Raw genomic sequence first — 19,640 nt, forward strand, 5'->3', positions numbered from 1 at the left:
GTGTGATTCTGTAGGAAAATACGAAGGCGGCCGGGAGCCACGCCGAACCGGCTGGACAATCGAACAATCCGCTGCGGACCCGGCATTTCCTGCGCCATCATTCGGTTCGTGGTCACGGCCTCCCCCGGCCGGTGATCCACGTGTTCCAGGAGGCTTGTCATGCAAATGCGCTTTCTCGCAAAAGTGCGCCCCTCCCGTAAATCCGAAATCGATGCCGCCACCGGACTCGTCAAGGCCCGTCACCCGGTCGACGAGATACCACCGCCACCGAAACTCTTCCTGCTGGGCCTGCAACATCTGGCGATCATGTACGCGGGCGCGGTCGCGGTGCCGCTGCTCGTCGGCGGGGCGCTGAAGCTTCCCGCCCACACCATCGCCCTGCTGGTCAATGCCGATCTGCTCGTCTCGGGCATCGTCACCATCATTCAGGCGGTCGGCATCGGCCGCATCATGGGCGTGCGGCTGCCGGTGGTCGCCGGCGCGACCTTCACCGTGGTCTCGCCCATGATCCTGATCGCGCAGGAGTTCGGCGGCGGCGCGGCCGGGCTGCCGACCGTGTACGGCGCGATCCTGGTGTCGGGCGTGTTCGGTTTGATCATCGCCCGCTTCTTCGCCATGGTGGTGCGCTTCTTCCCGCCGCTGGTGTCGGGCTGCGTGATCTGCGTGATCGGTTTGTCGCTGATCGGCGCGGACGCCGGGCTGATCGCCGGCGACGACCCGAAAGCCGCCGACTACGGCCAGATCTCGCACATCGCGCTGGCCGGTCTGGTGATCGCGCTGATCGTGGTGATCCACCGGTTCGGCCGCGGCCTGGTCAGCCAGCTGGCCGTCCTGCTCAGCGTCGCGATCGGCACGCTGGTCGCGGTGCCCATGCATCTGGTGGACATGTCCGGGGTGGGGTCGGCGGGCTGGTTCGCCGTGTCCCGGCCGTTCGTCTTCGGCGCGCCCGAGTTCCATCTGGGCGCGGTCATCTCCATGTGCGTGGTCATGCTGGTGACCTTCACCGAGTCCACCGCCGATATGGTCGCCGTCGCCGAAATGGTCGACAAGCAGCTCGAACCGCCCGATCTGGCGCGCGGCCTGGCCGCCGACGGCTTCTCCGCGGTGCTGGCCGGCTTCATGAACTCCTTTCCCGACACCGCCTTCGCCGAGAATGTCGGCCTGGTCGGCCTGACCGGGGTGCGCAGCCGCTGGGTGGTCGCGGCCTGCGGCGGCATGCTGGTCGCGCTGGGCCTGGTGCCGAAGGTGGGCAGCGTGGTCGCGGCGCTGCCGGGTCCGGTGGTGGGCGGCGCGGCCACCGTCATGTTCGCCATGGTCACCGCGGTCGGTCTGCGCATTCTGCACAAGGTCCAGTTCGAGGGGACCAGCAATATGCTCATCATCGCGGTCACCCTGTCGGTGGCGCTGCTGCCCGCGGTCGCCCCGAACATCTACAAGCAGTTCCCGACCGACTTCCAGATGATCGCGGGCAGCCCGATCACCTCGGCGGTGATCGTGGTCTTCGTGCTGAACCTGGTCTTCAACCACTGGGGTGCGGGGAAACGACAGGTTCCGCCGGGCGGGACCGCGGTGTGACGAAACCATCAAACCCTGCCGGTAGGGTTCAGCACATCCGGGAGGGGGTATCGCACATCTGAGGTGGGTTGGGTGTTGATCGGTGCAAAGACAATTGACGGTCCGGTCGGATCGAAAGACCAAGCGGTGGCGAGCGATTCCGGTGCGCCACCGCGACCGTGCAATCGGACGACGGCGTGGGTGCTGGCCTGCGGCGCGGCGCTGTCCCTGGCACTGATCTTCACTACCGTCGACCCCTGGCTGGACCAGGTGGGCTTCCTGGCGGGCGGTTTCGACGTGCACGTCTACCGCGACGGCGCCTGGAAGATCTACAACGGGCATCCCCTCTACACCGAGACCACCCATCGCGGGCTGTCCTTCACCTACACCCCGTTCTCCACCCTGAGTTTCCTGCCGATGCTGGCCATCCCGTGGGCGTGCGTCACGAATACCTGGCTGGCACTGAACATTTGTGTGCTCTACGCGTGCGTCCTGTTGTGCTGGCGGGTGCTCGGCTACCGCCTGACCTGGCAACTGGCCGGGCTGAGCGCGCTGCTCACGGCCACCTGCATGTTCCTGGAGCCGGTGCGCACCACCCTCTACTACGGCCAGATCAACCTGGTGCTGATGGCCTTGATCCTGTGGGACTTCTCGCGCCCGCCGAACAGCCGGGTACGCGGGGTCGGGGTCGGGCTGGCCGCCGGGATCAAGCTGGTGCCGCTGTATTTCGTGGCGCAGTTCGTGGTGTTGCGGCAGTGGGCGGCGGCGGTGATGGCCGCGGCCACCTTCGTGTTCACCATCGGGCTCGCCGGGGCGGTGCTGCCCTCGGATTCCCGGCAGTACTGGACCCGCACGTTCTTCCAGTCCGACCGGATCGCCCCGGATACCCAGCCCGCCAACCAGTCCCTGCGCGGCACGATCGCGCACCTCACCGGTGGCCAAGTGCCGCAATGGCTGTGGCTGCTGCTGGCCGCGCCGGTGGCGATCGGCGGGCTGCTGCTCGCGGCGGAACTCTATCGGCGCGGTGAGAAGCTGCTGACCGTCACGCTCGCGGGCCTGACCTCGTGTGTGGTGTCGCCGTTCTCCTGGAATCACCACTGGGTGTGGTTCCTGCCGCTGTTCGTCTACCTGGTGCAGCGCGCGGTGTCGGACCCGCGCTGGTGGGCGGCGGCCGGCGCCGTCTACGTGGCGACCGGCGCGTGGGCCTACCACTGGACCGACACCTGGGTGGTGGTCGGCTGGTTCCTGTTCCCGCCGTCGTGGCCGATCTCCCCCATCCTGTTGAACTGTTACGTCGTCGTGTACGCGGTGATCGCGGGATGTCTGATCGCGTCCGTGCGGCGCGCCCCTGACACCCATTAAGCAACCGACCGGTCGGCAAACGGACCGCATCCGTTACGCAAGAGTGCCCGGACCTATATCCGAAACAGGCCGTGAGTGGGAATCCTTCTCCCGCAGACCCTTCGCGGAAGCGATGACAGAGGAGGACGCCATGACCGAGCCGATGTGCATCGATTGCTGGCGGCGTGACAACCTCAGCTTCACCCAGCGGCTGGACCCCGCCTACATCAAGCCGGGCCCGAAATACCGCTGCGCGCTGCACCGCGCCCAGTACGAAGCCGACCTGCCGCGCCCGGACCACACCGAGCGCACCGACCGCGCGGCCTGACGACGCACCGGACGCCACGCGGACTCCGGGTATCCCCGGATGGCCCTGGCGGCCGAGTTTCGACACACTGGATGCCGTGAATCGTCTATCGCCCGAACGGGTCCGCGCCCACCGCGGAGGACACCGGTGACCGCCCTCGCGCGCGGCGAGAACCGGCCCGCGCCCGCCGACCGGATGACGGTCACCGTCACCTGCTCCGTCGCGGTCGATGTGTCCGCGCTGCTCCTGGGCGCGGACGGGCGGGTCAGGTCCGACGGTGACTTCATCTTCTTCAACCAGCCGGTGGGTCCCGGCGTGGTGTACCGGCACGGCCGCGGCGCGGGCGACATGGTCGACGTGATCACCGCCGCGCTGCCCGCCGACGTGGACAAGATCGCCATCACCGCCAGCCTCGACGGCAGCGGGCCCGCCACCTTCGCCGGTGCGGCCGGCTCGCTGACCGCCACCATCGGATCCGAGGCGGGGACACTGACATTCCCGATGAACGGTCTGACCAGCGAGGCCGCCGTCGTGTGCGTCGAGATCTACCGGCGCGGGGACGGCTGGAAGGTGCGCGCCGTCGGCCAGGGGTACGACGACGGGCTCGCGGGTCTCGCCGCGGCGTTCGGGGTCAATATCGACGACGAGCCCGAACCCGCGCCGGCTCCCCCGGCGGCCGGCTTCGTGGCGCCGCCCCAGCCCGCGGGTTACCTGCCGACGCAGCCCAACCCGTCGCCGCAGCAGATCCCGCCGCCCACCATGCCCGCGCAGCCTTACCAGCAGCCCGCGCCGTCCTATCAGCAGCCGCCGCAGCCCTACCAGCAGCCGATGCCGCCCCCGCAGCCGATGACCGCTGCCCCGCAGTCCTTCTCGCCGCCCGCGTATCCGCCCGCGGCCCCCGTTCCGAATCCCCCCGCATCACAAGGAGTTCCGCCCGTGCAGAGCGAGCTGTTCAATCCGCAACACGCCGAGGTCAGCGGTCTCGGCATCCAGAAGCAGGGCGGCAAGATGATTCGCGTCGCGGTGGACGGGGAGACGCTGGCGCGGGCCGGGTCGATGGTGGCCTATCAGGGTGATCTGCGGTTCAAGGCGCTCGGGTCCGGCGGGATCGGGCGGGCCATCCAGCAGCGGCTGACCGGTGAGGGCGTGCCGCTCATGCAGGTGCAGGGGCGCGGGGATCTGTTCCTGGCCAATGCCGCCGCCGATGTGCACGTGGTGGATCTGGACGGCACCGACGGACTGACCATCAACGGCGCGAACGTGCTGGCCTTCGATTCCTCGCTGTCCTACAACATCCAGCGGGTGCAGGGCGCGGCCGGTTATGCCAGCAACGCCGGGTTCTTCAACTGCGTGTTCACCGGTCGCGGCCGGATCGCCATCACCACGCACGGCCAGCCGGTGGTGCTGAACGTCGATCAGCCGACCTACGCGGACCCGCAGGCGGCGGTGGCCTGGTCGTCGAGCCTGCAGACCGGGATCAAGCGCAACGACTCCATGGGTTTCGCCCGCCTGATCGGCCGCAGCACCGGGGAGGGCCTGACACTCTCGTTCTCGGGTCGCGGTTTCGTGATCGTGCAGCCGTCGGAGCTGCCGCCGGGCGGATTCATCGGCGGGACCGGCGGCGGGCAGGAAGCCGGACAGCAGGGCGGCCTGCTCGGCGGGCTGCTGGGGTAGCGTCGGGGGCAGTCTCGTTCCGAGGGAGGGCTCGTGCGCACACTGACCCGGCTGCTGCTGATGCTGGTCACGCTGGTTTCGGCGTTGGCGCTGCCGCCGTCGCAGGCGCTGGCCGGGCCGGCCGAACCGGCGTTGGACGAGTCCACCTCCCGGCAGTTGGACGAGCTGCTCGCGCTGCGCAACTCGATCCCGGGCGCGCGGACCGAGGCGATCGCGCAGCTGTCCGGCCGCTTCCTGGGCACCCCGTACGGGGCGAACATGCTGATCGGTTCGGCGACCCGGGCCGAGCAGCTGGTGGTCGACTTCCGCCGGGTCGACTGCTTCACCTACCTCGATTACGTGGACGCGCTGAGCCGTTCGGCCGACCGCGCCCAGTTCGTGCAGAACCTGGTGGCCACCCGCTACGCGGATTCCCGGGTGGAATTCACCAGCCGCAAGCACTTCTTCACCGATTGGGCGGCGGTGAACCGCACGGCCGCCACCGATATCACGCGCGGCCTCACCCCCGCCGCGGTCACCGTTACCAAGCATCTGAACGCGAAAGCCGATGGCGGCAACTATCTCCCGGGCCTGCCGGTGGTGGATCGCGACATCACTTTCGTGCCGGCCGCGGCGGTCGACAATTCGGTGATCGGACAACTTCGCACCGGCGATTTCCTGGGCGCGTACACCGATGAGGCGGGCCTGGACGTCACCCACGTGGGCATTCTCATCGACACCCCGAACGGGCCGATGTTCCGCAATGCGTCCTCACTGGCCGCGAACGAGCAGGTCGTCGACACCCCGTTGACCCGGTATCTGACCACAGTCCCGGGCCTGGTGGTGCTGCGCCCCATCTGAATCGGGTGGCGCCCGATTCAGCGGGTGCGGGAGCAGGCGACGCCCCTCAATTCGCCGTCTGCTGAATCGAAAGTGTTGCCGAGAGCGGAATTTCCGGGCCGAACGATTGGTATCTCTCGAATCTAACGCGGCGACCGGCCGAATGTGATTCGTTTGAACAGGAAATCGACAGGACCGAACACCCGCGCACCGTCCCGCGATCGGTCATTCTGAGCTGATGGGTGTGGCGTGATGGCTGACGCGGCAACGGGTCTGGCGAGCGGGCGGCGGGGCCTGGAACTGCGCGGCCGCGTGGTGACCCGCGCGGGCGTGCTCGAGGACGGCGTCATCACCGTGCGGGGCGAGCGAGTGGCCGCGGTCCGGCCCGCCACCGAATGGGCCACCACGCACCGGGAATTGCCGCCGGTGTACGCGGGCACGGTGGTGCCGGGCCTGGTGGACATCCACACGCACGGCGGGTTCGGGTATCGCTTCGACACCGAGGACGCGACCGAGGCGAAGGAGGCCGCGGCCTTCCATCATCGGCGCGGCTCGACGAGCGTGCTCGCCAGCATCGTGACCGCGGCACCCGACACCATGGTGGCGCAGGCGGCCATGCTGCGCCGGCTCGCCGCGGACGGCGTGATCGCGGGTGTCCACATCGAGGGCCCCTTCCTGTCGCGGACCCGCTGCGGCGCACACGATCTCGGCTATCTGACCGATCCCGACCCGGAGCTCATCGACCGTCTCCTGCATGCCACCGACGGTCAACTGCGGGTCATGACCCTGGCCCCCGAGCGCCCCGGATTCGATACCGCCGCCAAACAATTGGCCGACAGCGGCGTGGTGGTGGCGGTCGGGCACAGTGATTCGAGTTTCGCCCGCTTCCGGGCGGCGCTGAGCCCGCAGGGCTGCGGCACCCTGGTCACCCATCTCGCCAACGGCATGCCACCACTGCACCACCGCGCACCCGGCCCGGTGGCGGCGGGCCTGGTGGCGGCGGCCCAGCGGCAGGCGTTCGTGGAGGTGATCGGCGACGGCGTGCACGTCGACTCCGGTTTCGGCGCACTCGTTTTCGCCACCGCCCCCGACCGGGTGGTGCTGGTCACCGACGCCACCCAGGCGGCGGGCATGCCGGATGGCCAGTACCGGCTGGGCCCACGCCCGGTCACCGTCACCGACGGGGTGGCGCGGGTGCCGGGCGGCTCGCTGGCGGGCGGCACCGCGACGCTGTTGCACTGCCTGCGCTGGGCGGTGCGCGACTGCGGCGTCCCGCTCTACGACGCGGTCGCCGCCGTCACCTCGACCCCCGCGGACGCGGCGGGCCTCGACGACGTCGGCGACCTGCGTCCCGGCATGTACGCCGACGCCGTGGTGCTCGACGACCAGCTGGGCCTGCGCCGGGTACTGCGGCGCGGACGCTGGCTGGCCTGACCGGCCTCAGCCCCCGGCAGTGAACTCCCGCAGGGTGATCGGCGGCCGCCCGGTGAAGCGCTCGATGGATTCGGTGACCCGGAACAGCTCGTGCCCGGAACCGATGGCCGCGAACATGGTCCACAGGTGGGTCAGGTGTTCCACGGCCACTTCGTCGCGGTACACCGTCAGCGCCCACGCGGACCATTCGGCCGGATCCACGTTCCGGTAAGGGACGCCGAGTATTTCGGCGGCCTCACCGACGGTCATGATCTCCCCGGCCAGCCACAGCACCGGATCGACCGGGCCCGCGGTGCGCAGCACCCCGGCCCCGACGCCCGCCACGTCCGCGCCCGCGATGAGCGGCAGCACGGTGTCGGGTGAGCCGAGCGGCAGCGCCAGCTCACCCCGATCCCCGATGGCCACCCGCAGGTTCTCGAAGAACACCGCGGCCCGCAGGTGCACCGCGCCGATCCCGGCATTGTCGAGGACCTGTTCGGCCACCCAGTGCCGGCGCATGTGCGGGGTGCCCGCCTGCGGATCGGAGCCGAGCTGGGAGGTGGCGACCACCCGCTCCAGCCCGGCCCGCTTGCCGACGGCCGCGAGAACCGCGGTGGCGTCCAGCATTCCGGCGGTCACCGGGTAGGTGAAGTAGGCCCGGCGCACGCCCTGGAGAGCGGGTGTCACGGAGCTGATCTCGCGCAGATCGCCCGTGACCACCTCCGCGCCCAGGTCCTTCAGCTCGGCCGCGCGGCCGTCGTCGCGGTGCACGAAGGCGCGCACCGGCAGGCCCGCACGCACCAGGGTCTCGGCGACGCGTCGGCCGGTGCCGCCCTGACTGCCCCCGGCCGCGCCGGTGACGAGAATCGGTTCCATGGTCGCGCTCCTCACGCGTGTTCCGGCAACCGGAGTTCGAAGGCCCCACGCGCGGCGAGATCCCGCAGGAATCCGACGGCCTCAAAAGCCTCGGCGGGACTGGCGACTCCGCTCTTGGCGGCGCCCTCGGTGAGCCGCACCGCCGCCTCCACCGAGGCCAGCGCGGCGGCCGACCACAGGTCTCGCCCGGTCAGCGTCCCGGACCCGGAGCCGCCGGAGGCGAGCACCTGGGCGGCGATCATGAAACGGCTGTCGGCGCGGGCGGCCGGTTCCACCTGCTCGCTGGTGAAAGCCTGGTCCTCGGCGAAGGTGTGCGCGGTCAGTTGCGCCTCCACCGCTTTCGTGCGGGTGTGCCGGGGCACGGTGACGGCTTCGGGGAACGGCACCGGCGCGATCATGGGCCGCGGCCCGACCGGCGGCGGGAACGCGAAGATCGCCTGCCGCGGTTCCACGAATCCGTATCGGGGCTGCCCGTCCTCGTAGCCGATGCGGTCGGTGTCGGCGAACAGCAGTCGCGCGGTCTCCACCGCGCCGTGGGTCATCATCCAGTTGGTGACGTGGTAGGCCACGGTGATCCGGTCGATGCCGGATACCCCGCGCGCGACGGCCCCGGCGAGCAGATCACCCAGTCCCCCATAGAAACTCACACTCGGCAGCATGGTGATCCCGGCCCGCTGGGCGGGTTCGGTGAAGTCGTCGAACAGCCGCTTCACGTGGTGCACCTCCACGGCGTGGTCGACATAGTGGCAGCCGCCCTCGACGGCGGCGGTGGCCACGGGCAGTCCGGTGGTGGCGAAGGGCCCCGCGCAGTGGATGATCACGTCGGCGGCCTCGGCCAGCGCCCGCAAGGCCGCCGGATCATCGAGCGCGGCGGGCATGACCCGCGCGGGGCCCAGGGCGGCGAGAGCATCCGGATCGCGCCCGGACACGACCACTTCCTTCCCTCGTGCGATGAGGTCGGCGGCAACGAGGCGGCCGGTGTGACCGGTGGCCCCGTAGATGGCGAATACGGTCATGAAAGATCAACTCTTCTGACTCGACGGTGAACTCGAACGTCTGTTCACAGGTATAGACCTCACCGCCGCCCGAAATTCATCGCTCACGGGCCGGAAATTCTTGCCCCGGATCTACTTCCGCAGCCGCACCGGCAGTCGCTTCAGGCCGCGGATCACCGGGTTCGGGTGCCAGCGCAGCTCGGAATCGTCCACGGCCAGTTCGATGTCCGGGAACCGGTCCAGCAGTTGGGTGAACGCGACCCGGGCCTCGAGCCGGGCCAGCGGCGCGCCGACGCAGTAGTGCACGCCGTGGCCGAAGCCCAGGTGCGCGACATGGTCGGCGAGCGGATCCAGGCGGTGCGGGTCGGTGAAGTGACGCGGGTCCCGATTGCCCGCGGCCAGTGCCACCAGGACCAGTTCGCCCGCGGGGATGACGGTGTCGCCCACCGTGATCGGCTCGGCGGTGAACCGCAGCGTGGCCAGGTCCACGGGTCCGTCGAAGCGCAGGAATTCCTCGACGGCGGCGGGGATCAGTTCCGGGGCCGCGCACAGCCGGTCCAGCCAGGGCCGGTCGCGCAGCAGCGCCAGCATGCCGTTGCCGATCAGGTTCACCGTGGTCTCGTGTCCGGCGACCAGGAGCAGCAGGGCCATCCCGATCAGTTCGCCCTCGTCGAGGCGGGCGTCGGCGTCGGTGACCAGCGCGGAGAGCAGGTCCTCGCCCGGCTCGGCCCGTTTGCGCCGCAGCAGGTCCCGCAGGAAGGCCACCATCTCGTTGTGCGCCCGGGCCGGGTCAACCCCGGGTTCCAGGGTGCCGACCAGCGCCTTGGTCCATTCCCGGAAGGTGCCCTGGTCCTCGATGTCCACATCCAGCAGGTGGCAGATGATCGCGACGGGCAGCGGTACCGCGAAGGCCCGCAGCAGATCCACCTCGTCGTGATCGGCCATGGCGTCCAGCAGTTCTCGCGCCGTCTGCTCGATGACCGGTTGCAGCGCCGCGACCCGCCGCGCGGTGAACGCCTGCGAGACCGCCCGCCGCAACCGGGTGTGGTCGGGCGGGTCGGCGTTGAGCATGTGCCGCAGCCCGTCGTGGGTGCGCGGCCCCTCCCAGGGCCCGGCGTGCTTGCGGGCGATCACCGACTCGAGCAGGTCGATGTCCTTGCGCAGCCGCGGATCCGCGAGCGCGGCGCGCGCCTCCTCGTAGCCGATGACGAGCCAGCGTTCCACGCCGTCCCCGAACCGCACCCGCAGCACCGGCCCGTCCTCACGCCAAAGCCGGTAGTACGCATACGGATTGGCGAAGAAGTGATCGCCGAGCAGCTCGGTCACCCTTCCGACGGTACGGGAAATCAGCGTTTGGCGGCGGCCCGATCCCGCATGCGGTTGAGGGTCAGCCGCCACACGGCGGTGGCCACCTCCAGCGGCACCCGCGGCTTGGCCGATCGTTTGGTGGCGAGCAGGCGTGTCTTGCGCAGCAGCTCGGGGCTCACCTTGTCGGGGTGGCCGGTGTCGTACGGCGGGTGCGGGTCGTACTCGATGTAGAGCTGGGTCATCTGCGCCCGCTCCTCCCCCGCGATCCGGCCGACCAGCCACAGCCCGAGGTCGATGCCCGCGGAAACGCCTGCGGCCGTGACGATCTTGCCGCTGTGCACGATGCGGTCGTGCGGACGCGACTCGGCGCCGAAGGGCGCGAGCGCGGGCTGGCCGAGCCAGTGGGTGGTGGCGGGCTGACCACGCAGGATGTCGGCGGCGGCCAGGATCAGCGATCCGGTGCAGACCGAGGTGGTCCACTGCGTCTTCGGGTGCACCGCCCGCAGCCAGTCGATGAGCTCCCGGTCGGCCATCGCGCCGGTGGTGCCCTGTTCCCCGCCGCCGACGAGCACCAGATCGGGTGCGGGCGTCTCGGCGAAGGTGTGGGTCGCGCCCAGCGCCAGCACCCCGCTGTCGGCCACCACCGGGCCGACTTCCCCGGCGACGAAACGGATCTCGCTGTCGGGGATGCCGCGCAGCACCTCGTAGGGTCCGACCACGTCCAGCACGGTCATGCCGGGATAGAGCACGATGGCGATCTGGAATGTCATGAGACACGCTCTCCTTCGGAGTTCTTGAATCGGGCGCGGTACTCGCCCGGGGGGATGCCCAGGTGGCGGTGGAAGATGCGGTACAGGGTCTCGGGGCTGCCCAGTCCGACCGCGGCGGCGACCCGGTCCATGGGCTGGTCGGTGGTCTCGAGCAGACGCCGGGCGGCGGCGATCCGCACCCGCTCCACGTAGCGGGCGGGCGTGGTGCCGGTCTCGCCCGTGAAGACGCGGGAGAAGTGCCGCGTGCTCATACCGACCCGCAGGGCCAGCGCGGGCAGCGACAGGTCCGCGGCCGGATGCTCCTCCATCCACACCTGGAGTTCGCGCAGCGGATCGCGCCGGGGCGAATTGCCCGTGAGCGGTGCGCTGAACTGGCTCTGGCCGCCGGGCCGATGCAGGTACACCACCATCCAGCGCGCTACTTCGCGGGCCAGCTCGGGTCCGTGGTCGGCGGCCACGATGGCCAGGGCCAGGTCGATGCCCGCGGTCACCCCGGCCGAGGTCCAGATCGGGCCGTCGCGCACGTAGATGCGGTCGGGTTCGGTGGTGATGGCCGGGAACTGCTGGGCCAGCAGCTCGCCGCCCGCCCAGTGGGTGGTGGCGCGGCGGCCGTCCAGGAGTCCGGCGCGGGCCAGCAGGAAGGTGCCCGAGCAGACCGAGCCCACCCGGTCGGCCGCCGCGGCCACCCGGCGGATCCCGGCCACCAGTTCGGCGTCGCCGGACGCCGCCCAGAAGGCCAGCCCGCCCACCACCAGCAGCAGGTCCAGCGGTCCGGTCCAGGTGTCGAGCCCGTGCCGCGCGGTCACCTCGATGCCGCACGAGGACCGCACCGGACCGGACCGCGCCGCGGCCAGTTCGACCCGGTAGCCGCCGCCGTCGCCGAGCAGGGCAGCGGCCCCGGAGAAGACGTCCGCGGGCCCGGCCAGATCGGTCAGCTGGAACCCGTCGAACACCACGATCAGCACCACCCGCATGCCCTCAGCCTGCGGCCCGCGGGCGACGGCGTCAACGACACGACTCTTGCAGATTCGGCCATCGCCGCGATGGCCGCGAGGTTGCCGTCGCCGCCCGCTTGATATGAATGCGGGGTGGCCCGACACCTTTTCCGGTGCCCGCTGCGGTGGTCCGATATGGACGCCGACGGGCACGTGCACAATGCCGCGCATTTGCGCTACCTCGAGGAATCCCGGATCGATCTGTTCTGGAAGAAGGGGTTCGGCGGGGCGAACGTGGTCGCGCAGATGGATATCGACTATCTGACGCCGCTGCGATACCGGCCCGATCCGGTGCGGATCGAGACCTGGGTGAGCCGGGTCGGCACCTCCTCGTTCGTGTTGGAGCAGGAGATCCGCGACGACGACGTGGTGTATTCGACGGCGGTGTGCACGATGGTCGCCTTCGACCAGGAGACCCAGCGGTCCCGCGCGCTGCCCGAGGACCAGCGCGTGCTCCTGAAGGACCTGGAGGCCTGATGCACACCTACGACATCCAGTTGCGCCGCACCGATATGGACGCGCAGCAGCATCTCAACAATGTGGTCTTCGCCCAGTACCTCGACGAGGCCCGCGCGGATCTGCTGGACCGCTACGACTCCGACGGCGGTCCGTGGCGGGTGGTGGTGGCGGGTCAGCGGCTGAGCTACCGTATGCCGCTGGTCTTCCGGGCCGCGCCGGTGACCGTGACCTCCATGGTGGAGAAGGTCGGCACCACCTCGTTCACCCTGCGGCACGAGGTGCGCGACGGCGAATTCCTTTATCTCTTCGCGACTTCCACCCTGGTCGCCATCGCCGACGGCGCGCCACGCCCGCTGACACGCGGGGAGCGCGAATATCTGATGACCTTGGCGGTCCCCGGCGCTTAGAATTACTTGTATCGCCTGGTCAGCGTTGCAAGGGGTTACATCATGGCCAAGATGACCGTCGTCGAATTGCTCGACGTGTTCAAAGGTATGACGCTGCTGGAACTTTCGGAGTTCCTGAAGGCGTTCGAGGAGGAGTTCGGCGTCAGCGCCGCGCCCCCGGTGGCCGTCCAAGTCGCCGCGGATTCGACGCCGGCGGAGGCGGCCGACGAACAGGACGAATTCGATCTCGTCCTGGAATCCTTCGGGGACAAGAAGATTCAGGTCATCAAGGCCATGCGGGAGATCATCCCGGGGCTGGGTCTCAAGGAGGCCAAGGACCTGGTCGAGGCAGCGCCGAAGGCGGTGCTGGAGAAGGTCGACAAGGACGCCGCCGAGGCCGCGCGGATCAAGCTCGAGGCGGCCGGCGCCCGCGCCGCCCTGCGCTGATCACTCCTTCGCGTGGCGGCGCGCCGCCGCCTCCAGGTACTCGCCGAGCTCGGCTCGCAGCACCTTGTCGAGGGCTCGATCGAGGCTGTCGTGCACCGAGCGGATTCCGAGTTCGCGGAAATGCTCGAGCATGCCGGCGGTTTCGGCGATCTCGGCATCGGTCTCGGGCATCCAGCCGGGCCCGTGCGCGGCCACGATGTGGTCCTTGGCCGCCACCACCATGAGCCGGGCGATCGATTCGAGTCGCTCGGCCATGGCGGCGTGCAGGTCGATGAGCGCGGGCAACCCGAACCCGTAGGAGCTGAGATCGGCGAAGATGCCGAGCAGTTCGGGCCGGGTGAGCTCGACGGTGTCGTCGCGCAGGCGCACCATGCCGAGCTGTTCGAGCCGGTCCAGCTGGTCGGTGTCGACCTGGTGCTCCTCGGTGTCGCCGAAGAAGGTGTCCACCAGTTCGCGCGGGATCGCCACCGGCTCTTCGGCTTTGCCCCAGGTGTCGGTGACCGCGCTCTGCAGCCCGAGGATCTCGGTGAGATCCTTGCCGGTCTCCCAGCTGGTGATGAAGTCGGCGATGTGGGCGATGGTGAACCCGCGTTGCAGCAGCGCGTCGATGATGCGCAGCCGGGCCAGGTGGGTGTCGTCGTAGATGAGCGCGCGCCCGCTGCGGCGGGTGGGCGTGGGCAGCAGCCCCTTCTCCTGATACGCGCGCACATTGCGCGACGTGGTGCCGGCGGCCTGGGCGAGATCGTCGATGCGGTACTCCGCCATTCGTCCTGTTCCCGTCCCTTCCGCCGGCGACCCCCTGGCTCCGCCGGAACATCGGCGCAGCCGTTCTGAACCCTAGCGCAGGTGGAAATCCGCCAGATCCACCCTGGCCAGCTGCCGGGCGTACTGGCTGCCGAATCCCGGGTACATGGTGGCGTTGAACCCGTCCTCGGTGAGATACCAGCTGCTGCACCCGGAGTTCCAGGTGGTGGCGGTCAGCCGGCGCTGCAGGCCGCGGTTGTAGCGGTCCTGCCGATCCTGCCGGGCCTCGAGCGTGCGCAGCCCGCGGTCGAGCACGATCTTGATGGCGTCGGTGAGGTATTCGATCTGCGCCTCCATGTAGACCAGCGCCGAATTGTGGCCCGGGCCCGAGTTCGGCCCGAAGGTGAGGAACAGGTTGGGGTATCCGGCCACCGTGACGCTCTTGAACGCGTACGCGCCGCCGCGCCATTCGTCGGCCAGCACCCGGCCACCGCGCCCGGTCACCGGAATCGGCGAACCCTGCTTGGACACCTCGAACCCGGTGGCGAACACGATGCAGTCGAAGCGGTGCTCGATGCCCTCGGCGGTGCGGATGCCGTGCGCGGACAGTTCCGCGATCGGCCAGGTGATGAGCTTGCAGTTGTCGGCTTGCAGGGCCGGGTAGTACTCGCTGCTCATCAACAGCCGCTTGCAGCCCGCCCGGAAATCGGGGGTGAGCTGCCGCCGCAGCCACGGATCACGCACCTGGGAACGCAGGTGCATCAAGGCGACCGATTCGACGACCCGGGTCAGCGGCGTATTCCACACCACGCCTAGCGCCACCGACTCGTGGCCCCAGAACCAGGCTTCGCGGGCCAGCGACTGGGTGAGGGGCAGCTGCCGGTAGACCTGTTTGGTGAGGCCGTTGGTGCGCCGGTTCACCCGCGGCAGCACCCAGCCGGGCGTGCGCTGGAAGACCTTCACCGAGGCGGCCTGCTTCACCAACTCCGGAATGATTTGCACGGCACTCGCGCCGGTGCCGACCACGGCCACCTTCTTGCCGGTGAAGTCGTAGTCGTGATCCCAGCGGGCGCTGTGGATCTTGTGGCCCTCGTACTCGTCGATGCCCGCGATATCCGGGAACCCGGCATTGGACAACGGGCCGGAGGCGAGGATCACGGTGCGCGCCCGCACTTTCCGCCGCCCCGCGCCGAACGACAGCGTCCACAGCCCGGTCTCGTCGTCGAACACGATGCCGGTCACGGTGTGCCCGAAGCGGATGTGCGGGGCGATGCCCGAATCCGCGACCATGGTGTCGATGTAGCCGAGGATCTCCGCGCTGCCGGAGTAGGTCCGCGACCAGTCCGGGTTGGGCGCGAAGCTGTAGGAGTACAGCCGCGACGGAATGTCGCAGGCCGCGCCCGGATAGGTGTTGTCGCGCCAGGTGCCGCCCACCCGGTCGCCGCGCTCGAAGACCGCGAAGTCGGCGATCCCCTTCTGCCGCAGGCGGATGGCCGCGCCGATGCCCGCGAATCCGGCCCCGATGATCGCCACGTCCAGCGGCTTGCTCACGGCGCTCATGCGACGGGCTCGTAGGTGAGTTCCTTGGACCAGGTCGGCTGCGTGGGCAGCAGGCGGTCCGGGATGGCCCCGGTGACCTTGACCATGGCGTCCGCGAACAGGTGATACGGGTGCTCGCGGTTGACCACCCAGTCGGAGTGCATCTTCACGAACCGGTACATGGGCAGCCGGTTCACGATCGGCGCGCGCTCGCCGACCTGTTTGAAGCGGGCCATGGCGGCGTAGAGCTTCTCCTCGCTCACGCCCATGTCGACGATATTGTCGCGCATCTTGTTCAGCAGCGGGATGTAGCTGAGCAGCCCGATGAACAGCGACGGCTTGATCCAGCCGCCCACCAGGTCGATGGCCAGCTTGCGGGCGCTGGCGTGGCCGAGCAGCTCCATGACCGCGTAATCGGTGGCCAGGTGCCGGGATTCGTCATTGTTGATCTTCTTGAAGACCTCCTGGGCGACCGGGTCGGCGATCTCGTCGGTGACGAACTTGATCAGCGCGCCGTCGAGGGCCACCTCGAGCATGGGGATGACGGTGCCCAGGAAGGACAGCGACATGCCGTCGGAGTACTTGTCCAGGAAGTCGATGACCAGCTTGACATTGATATTGGGCTCGGGGATCTCGTCGCCCTCGAGCATGCCCCAGCGGCGCATGAGCGCCAGCTCGGCATTGGCGTGCCGCTGTTCCTCGGCGTGGAAGTAGCGGTAGATCTCGGCCAGCGTGGGCGTCGGGGCCTTCTTGGCCATGGCCGCGAAGCCGCGCGCGCCGACGTTCTCGATCCACATGAGATCGGCCATGAACGGCTTCAGTTTGGCGTGCAGGGCCGGGTCGATGAGCTCGGCGCCCGGTGCGTCCCAGTCGATGTCGGCCAGCGCCCACTGCTTGGACTTGATCTTGGCCAGCATCATGTCGAAGTCGAAGGAGATGGTTTTCGCGGACATGTCAGACTCCTGTCTTCTGGAGATTCGTGCCGGTCGCTGCCGCATCCTGCTGCGGCAGGACGCGATTCAGGACGCCGAGGGCCTGGGTGTAGAGGGCCGGGAAGTGCCGCTTGAGGTGCCAGACCACGCGGGCGTCCAGCTGCGGCAGCACATACAGCGCGCCCCGGTCGTGGGCGTCGAGGGTGGTGCGGGCCACCGACTCGGGCGAGAACCCGGTCCAGCGCATGAGCCCGTCCGCCAATCGGGAAGAGCCCGAGGTGATCCGGCCGTCGGTCACCACATTGGTGCGCACGAAGGTCGGGCACAGCGCGGTGACCGTGACCCCGCTGCCCGCCAGCTCGGCGGCCATGGTCTCCGACAGCGACACCACCGCCGCCTTGGACACGTTGTAGGCGGCCATGCCGGGCGCGGCCGCGAAACCCGCGGCCGAGGCCACATTGATGATGCCGCCGCGTCCAGCCGCACGCAGCTGGGGTGCGAAGATCTCGCAACCGTGCACGACACCCCACAGGTTGATGCCGAGCGCCCATTCCCAGTCGCCGAACCCGATGTCGCCCACCGGTTTTCCGCCGATGCCGACGCCCGCGTTATTGATCACCAATGTCGGCGCGCCGCCGAACAGCAGTTCCGCGTGCAGCGCCAGGCTCTCCACGTCCTCGCGCCGGGACACGTCGCAGAACACCGCGTGGGCGGGCCGCCCGTGGGTGCGCTCGATGAGTCGCACGGTCTCGTCCGCGCGGTCCTTGTCGATGTCCGCGCACACGACCTCACCGCCGCGCGCGGCGAGCTCGAGCGCGAACGCGCGCCCGATCCCGCTGCCCGCGCCGGTCACCACGGCCTTCGCGCGCTGGGAGCGGCGCGTGCCGCCCAATGCGAACATCACCTCGTCGATCGGCCACATGTCAGCCCACCCGCTTTCCGATGGTCGAATCCGATTGCGCCAGTGCCGAGGTCACGAACCCGGCGGCGCGCCGCAGGGCGGGCTCGGCCTCGGGCACCAGCAGCGGCAGGGCCTGGAAGACGTGGATGCGCCCGGGCCACAGTTCCAGTTCGCACGGCACGCCCGCCGCGGCGGCCATGTCACGCAGGTGGCGGGCGTCGTCGGCGAGCATCTCCCCCGCGCTGGCCTGTACGAACAGCGGCGGCAGCACGGTCCCGGCCGGAATGGTCAGCCGCAGTCGCGGCGAATCGGCGGGCTCGGCGGCGGTGTACAGCTCGATGAGCCGCCGCCCGGTGCGCGCGGGGGCCATGGGATCGGGCAGCACCCGGTCGCGGCGTTCGGCGAGGGCCAGGGTGGGATCCATGAGCGGGGAGAACATGAACGCGCCCGCGGGCTGCGCGGTACCGTCGATCGCGTTCTGCAGCAGCAGGTCCAGGGTCAGATGGCAGCCCGCCGAGTCGCCGCCGATCACCAGATCGCTTGCGCGATACCCGTGTTCGAGCAGCCACCGGTAACCCGCCGCGGCATCGTCGGCGGCCGCGGGGAACGGGTGCTCGGGCGCGAGCCGGTAATCCACCACGAACACCGGCAGCCCGGTGGCCTTGGACAGCCGGGCCGCGAGTCCGCGATGGGTCTTGGCCGAGCACACCACGTAGCCGCTGCCGTGCAGGTAGTAGACGGCCCGATCACCGTGCCGTACACCGGCGGCCCGGACCCATTCGCCGCGGACGCCGCCGGAGCGCACCGGGGTGACCGAGGTCCCCGCCGGGGTGGGCCCGCCGGCCGCCATGATCGCGGCGATGAGCGCGCGCCCGGCCTCGATCCCGATTCGATTGTTCGGCAACCACCCATTGACCCGGCGTACCCCCACCACCGACGCCGCGGCCGCGAGTCGCGTCCGCGTCGCCGCCCGGGTGGGGACCGCCGCCGGCGGGAAGGTCGCCATTGACCTCGTCCTCATGGGCACAGCATCGCGATTCAATGCGCCAGTTGTCAATGGCACATTAGTAACGACCTAGTCATCTGTATAGTGAGCCCTGTCACAGCGAGACCCTGCGACCTGGTACTTTTCGGCTATGACGGTCGATCGGTTGTCGACGGGCGGTGAGCCGGGAGGCGCGCGGACCAGACCGCTCGCCTGGTTGACGGCTCCGGTCGAACCCGCCGCGGACCATGGCTTCTTCGGCCCCGGCTCGATGACCTGGAAGGTGTGGGGCTACCCGACCTCACTGTCGGTCGGATTCCAGCGCGCCGTGGTCATCGAGGAACTGGACCCGTTCCTGGTCGCCTCGGTCCAGCACACCGGAAAGGTGTACAGCCAGGCCAGAACCCGCTACGACCACACGCTGGCCTACTTCACCACCGTGCTGTTCGGTGACACCCGGACCGCGGTGAAGGCGTCATCGGTGCTGATGCGGATCCACGCCAAGACCGGCGTCGGCATCGAACCGGTCTCCGGATTGCCCTACGACGCCAATGATCCCGAGTCACAGCTGTGGATCCATCTCACCGCGTGGCACTCGATCCTGTACGTCTACGAGCAGTTCGGGCCCGGCCCGCTCTCCGACGCCGAGGAACGCCGGTTCTGGACCGAGTGCGCGATCGCCGCCGAACTGCAGACCTGCGATCCCGACCGGGTGCCGCGCACCCGCGAGGACGTCCGCGTCTACTTCGAACGCGTCCGGCCGCGGCTGGCCGCCAGCGAAGTCACCCAGCAGATGATGGACCACCTGCTCAATGCCCGGGTCATGTATCCACCGCTGCTGGGACGGCTGGGCCCGTTCGCCTGGGTGGCCAACAAGTTCCTGCGCACCGCCACCATCGCGACCCTGCCGCACTGGCAGCGCGGGCTGGCCGACATCCATCAGTCACGCGCGGCCGACCTGCTGGTGCGGCTGCTCGCCAAGCCGGTCTTCTGGACCCTCGCCAAGAGCGGGCGGCTGCAACTGGCGCTGCTGGCATGGCTTTCGCCGTCGACCGCCCCGATCGCCGCGCCGTTCCTGCGCCGGATCCCCGCGCGCGACCCGCGGACGCTGACCCCGGCGGAGGCGTTCACCCGCTGGCAGGTGAGCACCCCCGGCGCGCTCTACACCAAGCTGCACCTGCCCGCCGACTAGCGG

At 69.6% G+C, this 19,640-nt stretch carries 20 protein-coding genes; 10 read left to right on the plus strand and 10 right to left on the minus strand.

Annotation, left to right across the window (positions count from 1 at the left end):
• The first annotated feature begins 159 nt into the window (after positions 1-159).
• The 6 genes from ABZ382_RS19600 (at position 160) to ABZ382_RS19625 (ending at position 7,129) form a co-directional block, all read left to right on the plus strand.
• Positions 160-1,575, plus strand: coding sequence for a nucleobase:cation symporter-2 family protein (locus ABZ382_RS19600; protein ID WP_357090647.1), 1,416 nt, complete (start codon positions 160-162; stop codon positions 1,573-1,575).
• Between the two features lie 126 nt (positions 1,576-1,701).
• Complete coding sequence (locus ABZ382_RS19605) at positions 1,702-2,916, plus strand: glycosyltransferase 87 family protein (protein WP_357090649.1); 1,215 nt, start codon at positions 1,702-1,704, stop codon at positions 2,914-2,916.
• 130 nt (positions 2,917-3,046) lie between these two features.
• Positions 3,047-3,223, plus strand: a complete 177-nt coding sequence (locus ABZ382_RS19610) for a hypothetical protein (RefSeq protein WP_357090651.1) — start codon at positions 3,047-3,049, stop codon at positions 3,221-3,223.
• A 174-nt stretch (positions 3,224-3,397) separates the two neighbouring features.
• Positions 3,398-4,876: an AIM24 family protein gene (locus ABZ382_RS19615; protein WP_357090749.1), complete on the plus strand. Its 1,479-nt coding sequence runs from the start codon at positions 3,398-3,400 to the stop codon at positions 4,874-4,876.
• Between the two features lie 33 nt (positions 4,877-4,909).
• A complete protein-coding gene (locus ABZ382_RS19620) occupies positions 4,910-5,716 on the plus strand; it encodes a DUF1460 domain-containing protein (RefSeq protein ID WP_357090652.1) in 807 nt (268 codons plus the stop codon).
• 231 nt (positions 5,717-5,947) lie between these two features.
• Positions 5,948-7,129, plus strand: a complete 1,182-nt coding sequence (locus tag ABZ382_RS19625) for an amidohydrolase family protein (RefSeq protein ID WP_357090654.1) — start codon at positions 5,948-5,950, stop codon at positions 7,127-7,129.
• A 6-nt stretch (positions 7,130-7,135) separates the two neighbouring features.
• Here the strand turns inward: ABZ382_RS19625 and ABZ382_RS19630 are convergent, their stop codons facing one another.
• The 5 genes from ABZ382_RS19630 to ABZ382_RS19650 all read right to left on the minus strand — a co-directional run bounded on the left by ABZ382_RS19630 (position 7,136) and on the right by ABZ382_RS19650 (position 12,031).
• A complete protein-coding gene (locus tag ABZ382_RS19630) occupies positions 7,136-7,984 on the minus strand; it encodes an NAD(P)H-binding protein (RefSeq protein ID WP_357090656.1) in 849 nt (282 codons plus the stop codon).
• A gap of 11 nt (positions 7,985-7,995) precedes the next feature.
• Positions 7,996-9,000, minus strand: a complete 1,005-nt coding sequence (locus ABZ382_RS19635) for a saccharopine dehydrogenase NADP-binding domain-containing protein (RefSeq protein ID WP_357090658.1) — start codon at positions 8,998-9,000, stop codon at positions 7,996-7,998.
• Positions 9,001-9,111: 111 nt separating this feature from the next.
• Positions 9,112-10,305, minus strand: a complete 1,194-nt coding sequence (locus ABZ382_RS19640; RefSeq protein ID WP_357090660.1) for a cytochrome P450 — start codon at positions 10,303-10,305, stop codon at positions 9,112-9,114.
• A 20-nt stretch (positions 10,306-10,325) separates the two neighbouring features.
• A complete protein-coding gene (locus ABZ382_RS19645) occupies positions 10,326-11,057 on the minus strand; it encodes a DJ-1/PfpI family protein (protein WP_357090662.1) in 732 nt (243 codons plus the stop codon).
• The gene (locus ABZ382_RS19650; RefSeq protein ID WP_357090664.1) at positions 11,054-12,031 is read right to left on the minus strand and encodes a GlxA family transcriptional regulator; all 978 of its coding nucleotides are present in this window, start codon (positions 12,029-12,031) and stop codon (positions 11,054-11,056) included. The genes ABZ382_RS19645 and ABZ382_RS19650 overlap by 4 nt, the downstream gene beginning before the upstream one ends.
• 114 nt (positions 12,032-12,145) lie before the next feature.
• Here ABZ382_RS19650 and ABZ382_RS19655 point away from each other — a divergent pair, with 114 nt between their 5' ends.
• From ABZ382_RS19655 to rplL, 3 genes are read left to right on the plus strand one after another with little or no spacing between them, the layout of a single operon-like run.
• Positions 12,146-12,529 carry a thioesterase family protein gene (locus ABZ382_RS19655; RefSeq protein ID WP_357090666.1) on the plus strand — a complete coding sequence of 128 codons (384 nt, stop codon included), beginning with the start codon at positions 12,146-12,148 and terminating at the stop codon, positions 12,527-12,529.
• The gene (locus tag ABZ382_RS19660; protein WP_357090668.1) at positions 12,529-12,918 is read left to right on the plus strand and encodes a hotdog domain-containing protein; all 390 of its coding nucleotides are present in this window, start codon (positions 12,529-12,531) and stop codon (positions 12,916-12,918) included. The genes ABZ382_RS19655 and ABZ382_RS19660 overlap by 1 nt, the downstream gene beginning before the upstream one ends.
• Positions 12,919-12,960: 42 nt before the next feature.
• Positions 12,961-13,344 (plus strand): 50S ribosomal protein L7/L12, encoded by a 384-nt coding sequence (rplL, locus tag ABZ382_RS19665; protein WP_357090670.1) that lies wholly within the window; start codon positions 12,961-12,963, stop codon positions 13,342-13,344.
• Here rplL and ABZ382_RS19670 read toward each other — a convergent pair whose 3' ends face one another.
• The 5 genes from ABZ382_RS19670 to ABZ382_RS19690 all read right to left on the minus strand — a co-directional run bounded on the left by ABZ382_RS19670 (position 13,345) and on the right by ABZ382_RS19690 (position 18,466).
• Complete coding sequence (locus tag ABZ382_RS19670) at positions 13,345-14,109, minus strand: MerR family transcriptional regulator (RefSeq protein ID WP_357090671.1); 765 nt, start codon at positions 14,107-14,109, stop codon at positions 13,345-13,347. It lies immediately after the preceding gene.
• 72 nt (positions 14,110-14,181) lie between these two features.
• Positions 14,182-15,648 (minus strand): NAD(P)/FAD-dependent oxidoreductase, encoded by a 1,467-nt coding sequence (locus tag ABZ382_RS19675; protein WP_357090673.1) that lies wholly within the window; start codon positions 15,646-15,648, stop codon positions 14,182-14,184.
• Positions 15,645-16,565: a ferritin-like domain-containing protein gene (locus ABZ382_RS19680; protein ID WP_357090750.1), complete on the minus strand. Its 921-nt coding sequence runs from the start codon at positions 16,563-16,565 to the stop codon at positions 15,645-15,647. The genes ABZ382_RS19675 and ABZ382_RS19680 overlap by 4 nt, the downstream gene beginning before the upstream one ends.
• Positions 16,566-16,581: 16 nt before the next feature.
• Positions 16,582-17,481, minus strand: coding sequence for an SDR family NAD(P)-dependent oxidoreductase (locus ABZ382_RS19685; protein WP_357090675.1), 900 nt, complete (start codon positions 17,479-17,481; stop codon positions 16,582-16,584).
• A 1-nt stretch (position 17,482) separates the two neighbouring features.
• A complete protein-coding gene (locus tag ABZ382_RS19690; RefSeq protein WP_357090677.1) occupies positions 17,483-18,466 on the minus strand; it encodes an alpha/beta hydrolase in 984 nt (327 codons plus the stop codon).
• A 130-nt stretch (positions 18,467-18,596) separates the two neighbouring features.
• Between ABZ382_RS19690 and ABZ382_RS19695 the strand changes: the two genes are divergently transcribed.
• Positions 18,597-19,637: an oxygenase MpaB family protein gene (locus ABZ382_RS19695; RefSeq protein ID WP_357090679.1), complete on the plus strand. Its 1,041-nt coding sequence runs from the start codon at positions 18,597-18,599 to the stop codon at positions 19,635-19,637.
• Positions 19,638-19,640: the final 3 nt, after the last annotated feature.

Origin of the sequence: Nocardia sp. NPDC005825, assembly GCF_040630175.1 — a bacterium.
Taxonomy (GTDB): Bacteria; Actinomycetota; Actinomycetes; order Mycobacteriales; family Mycobacteriaceae; genus Nocardia.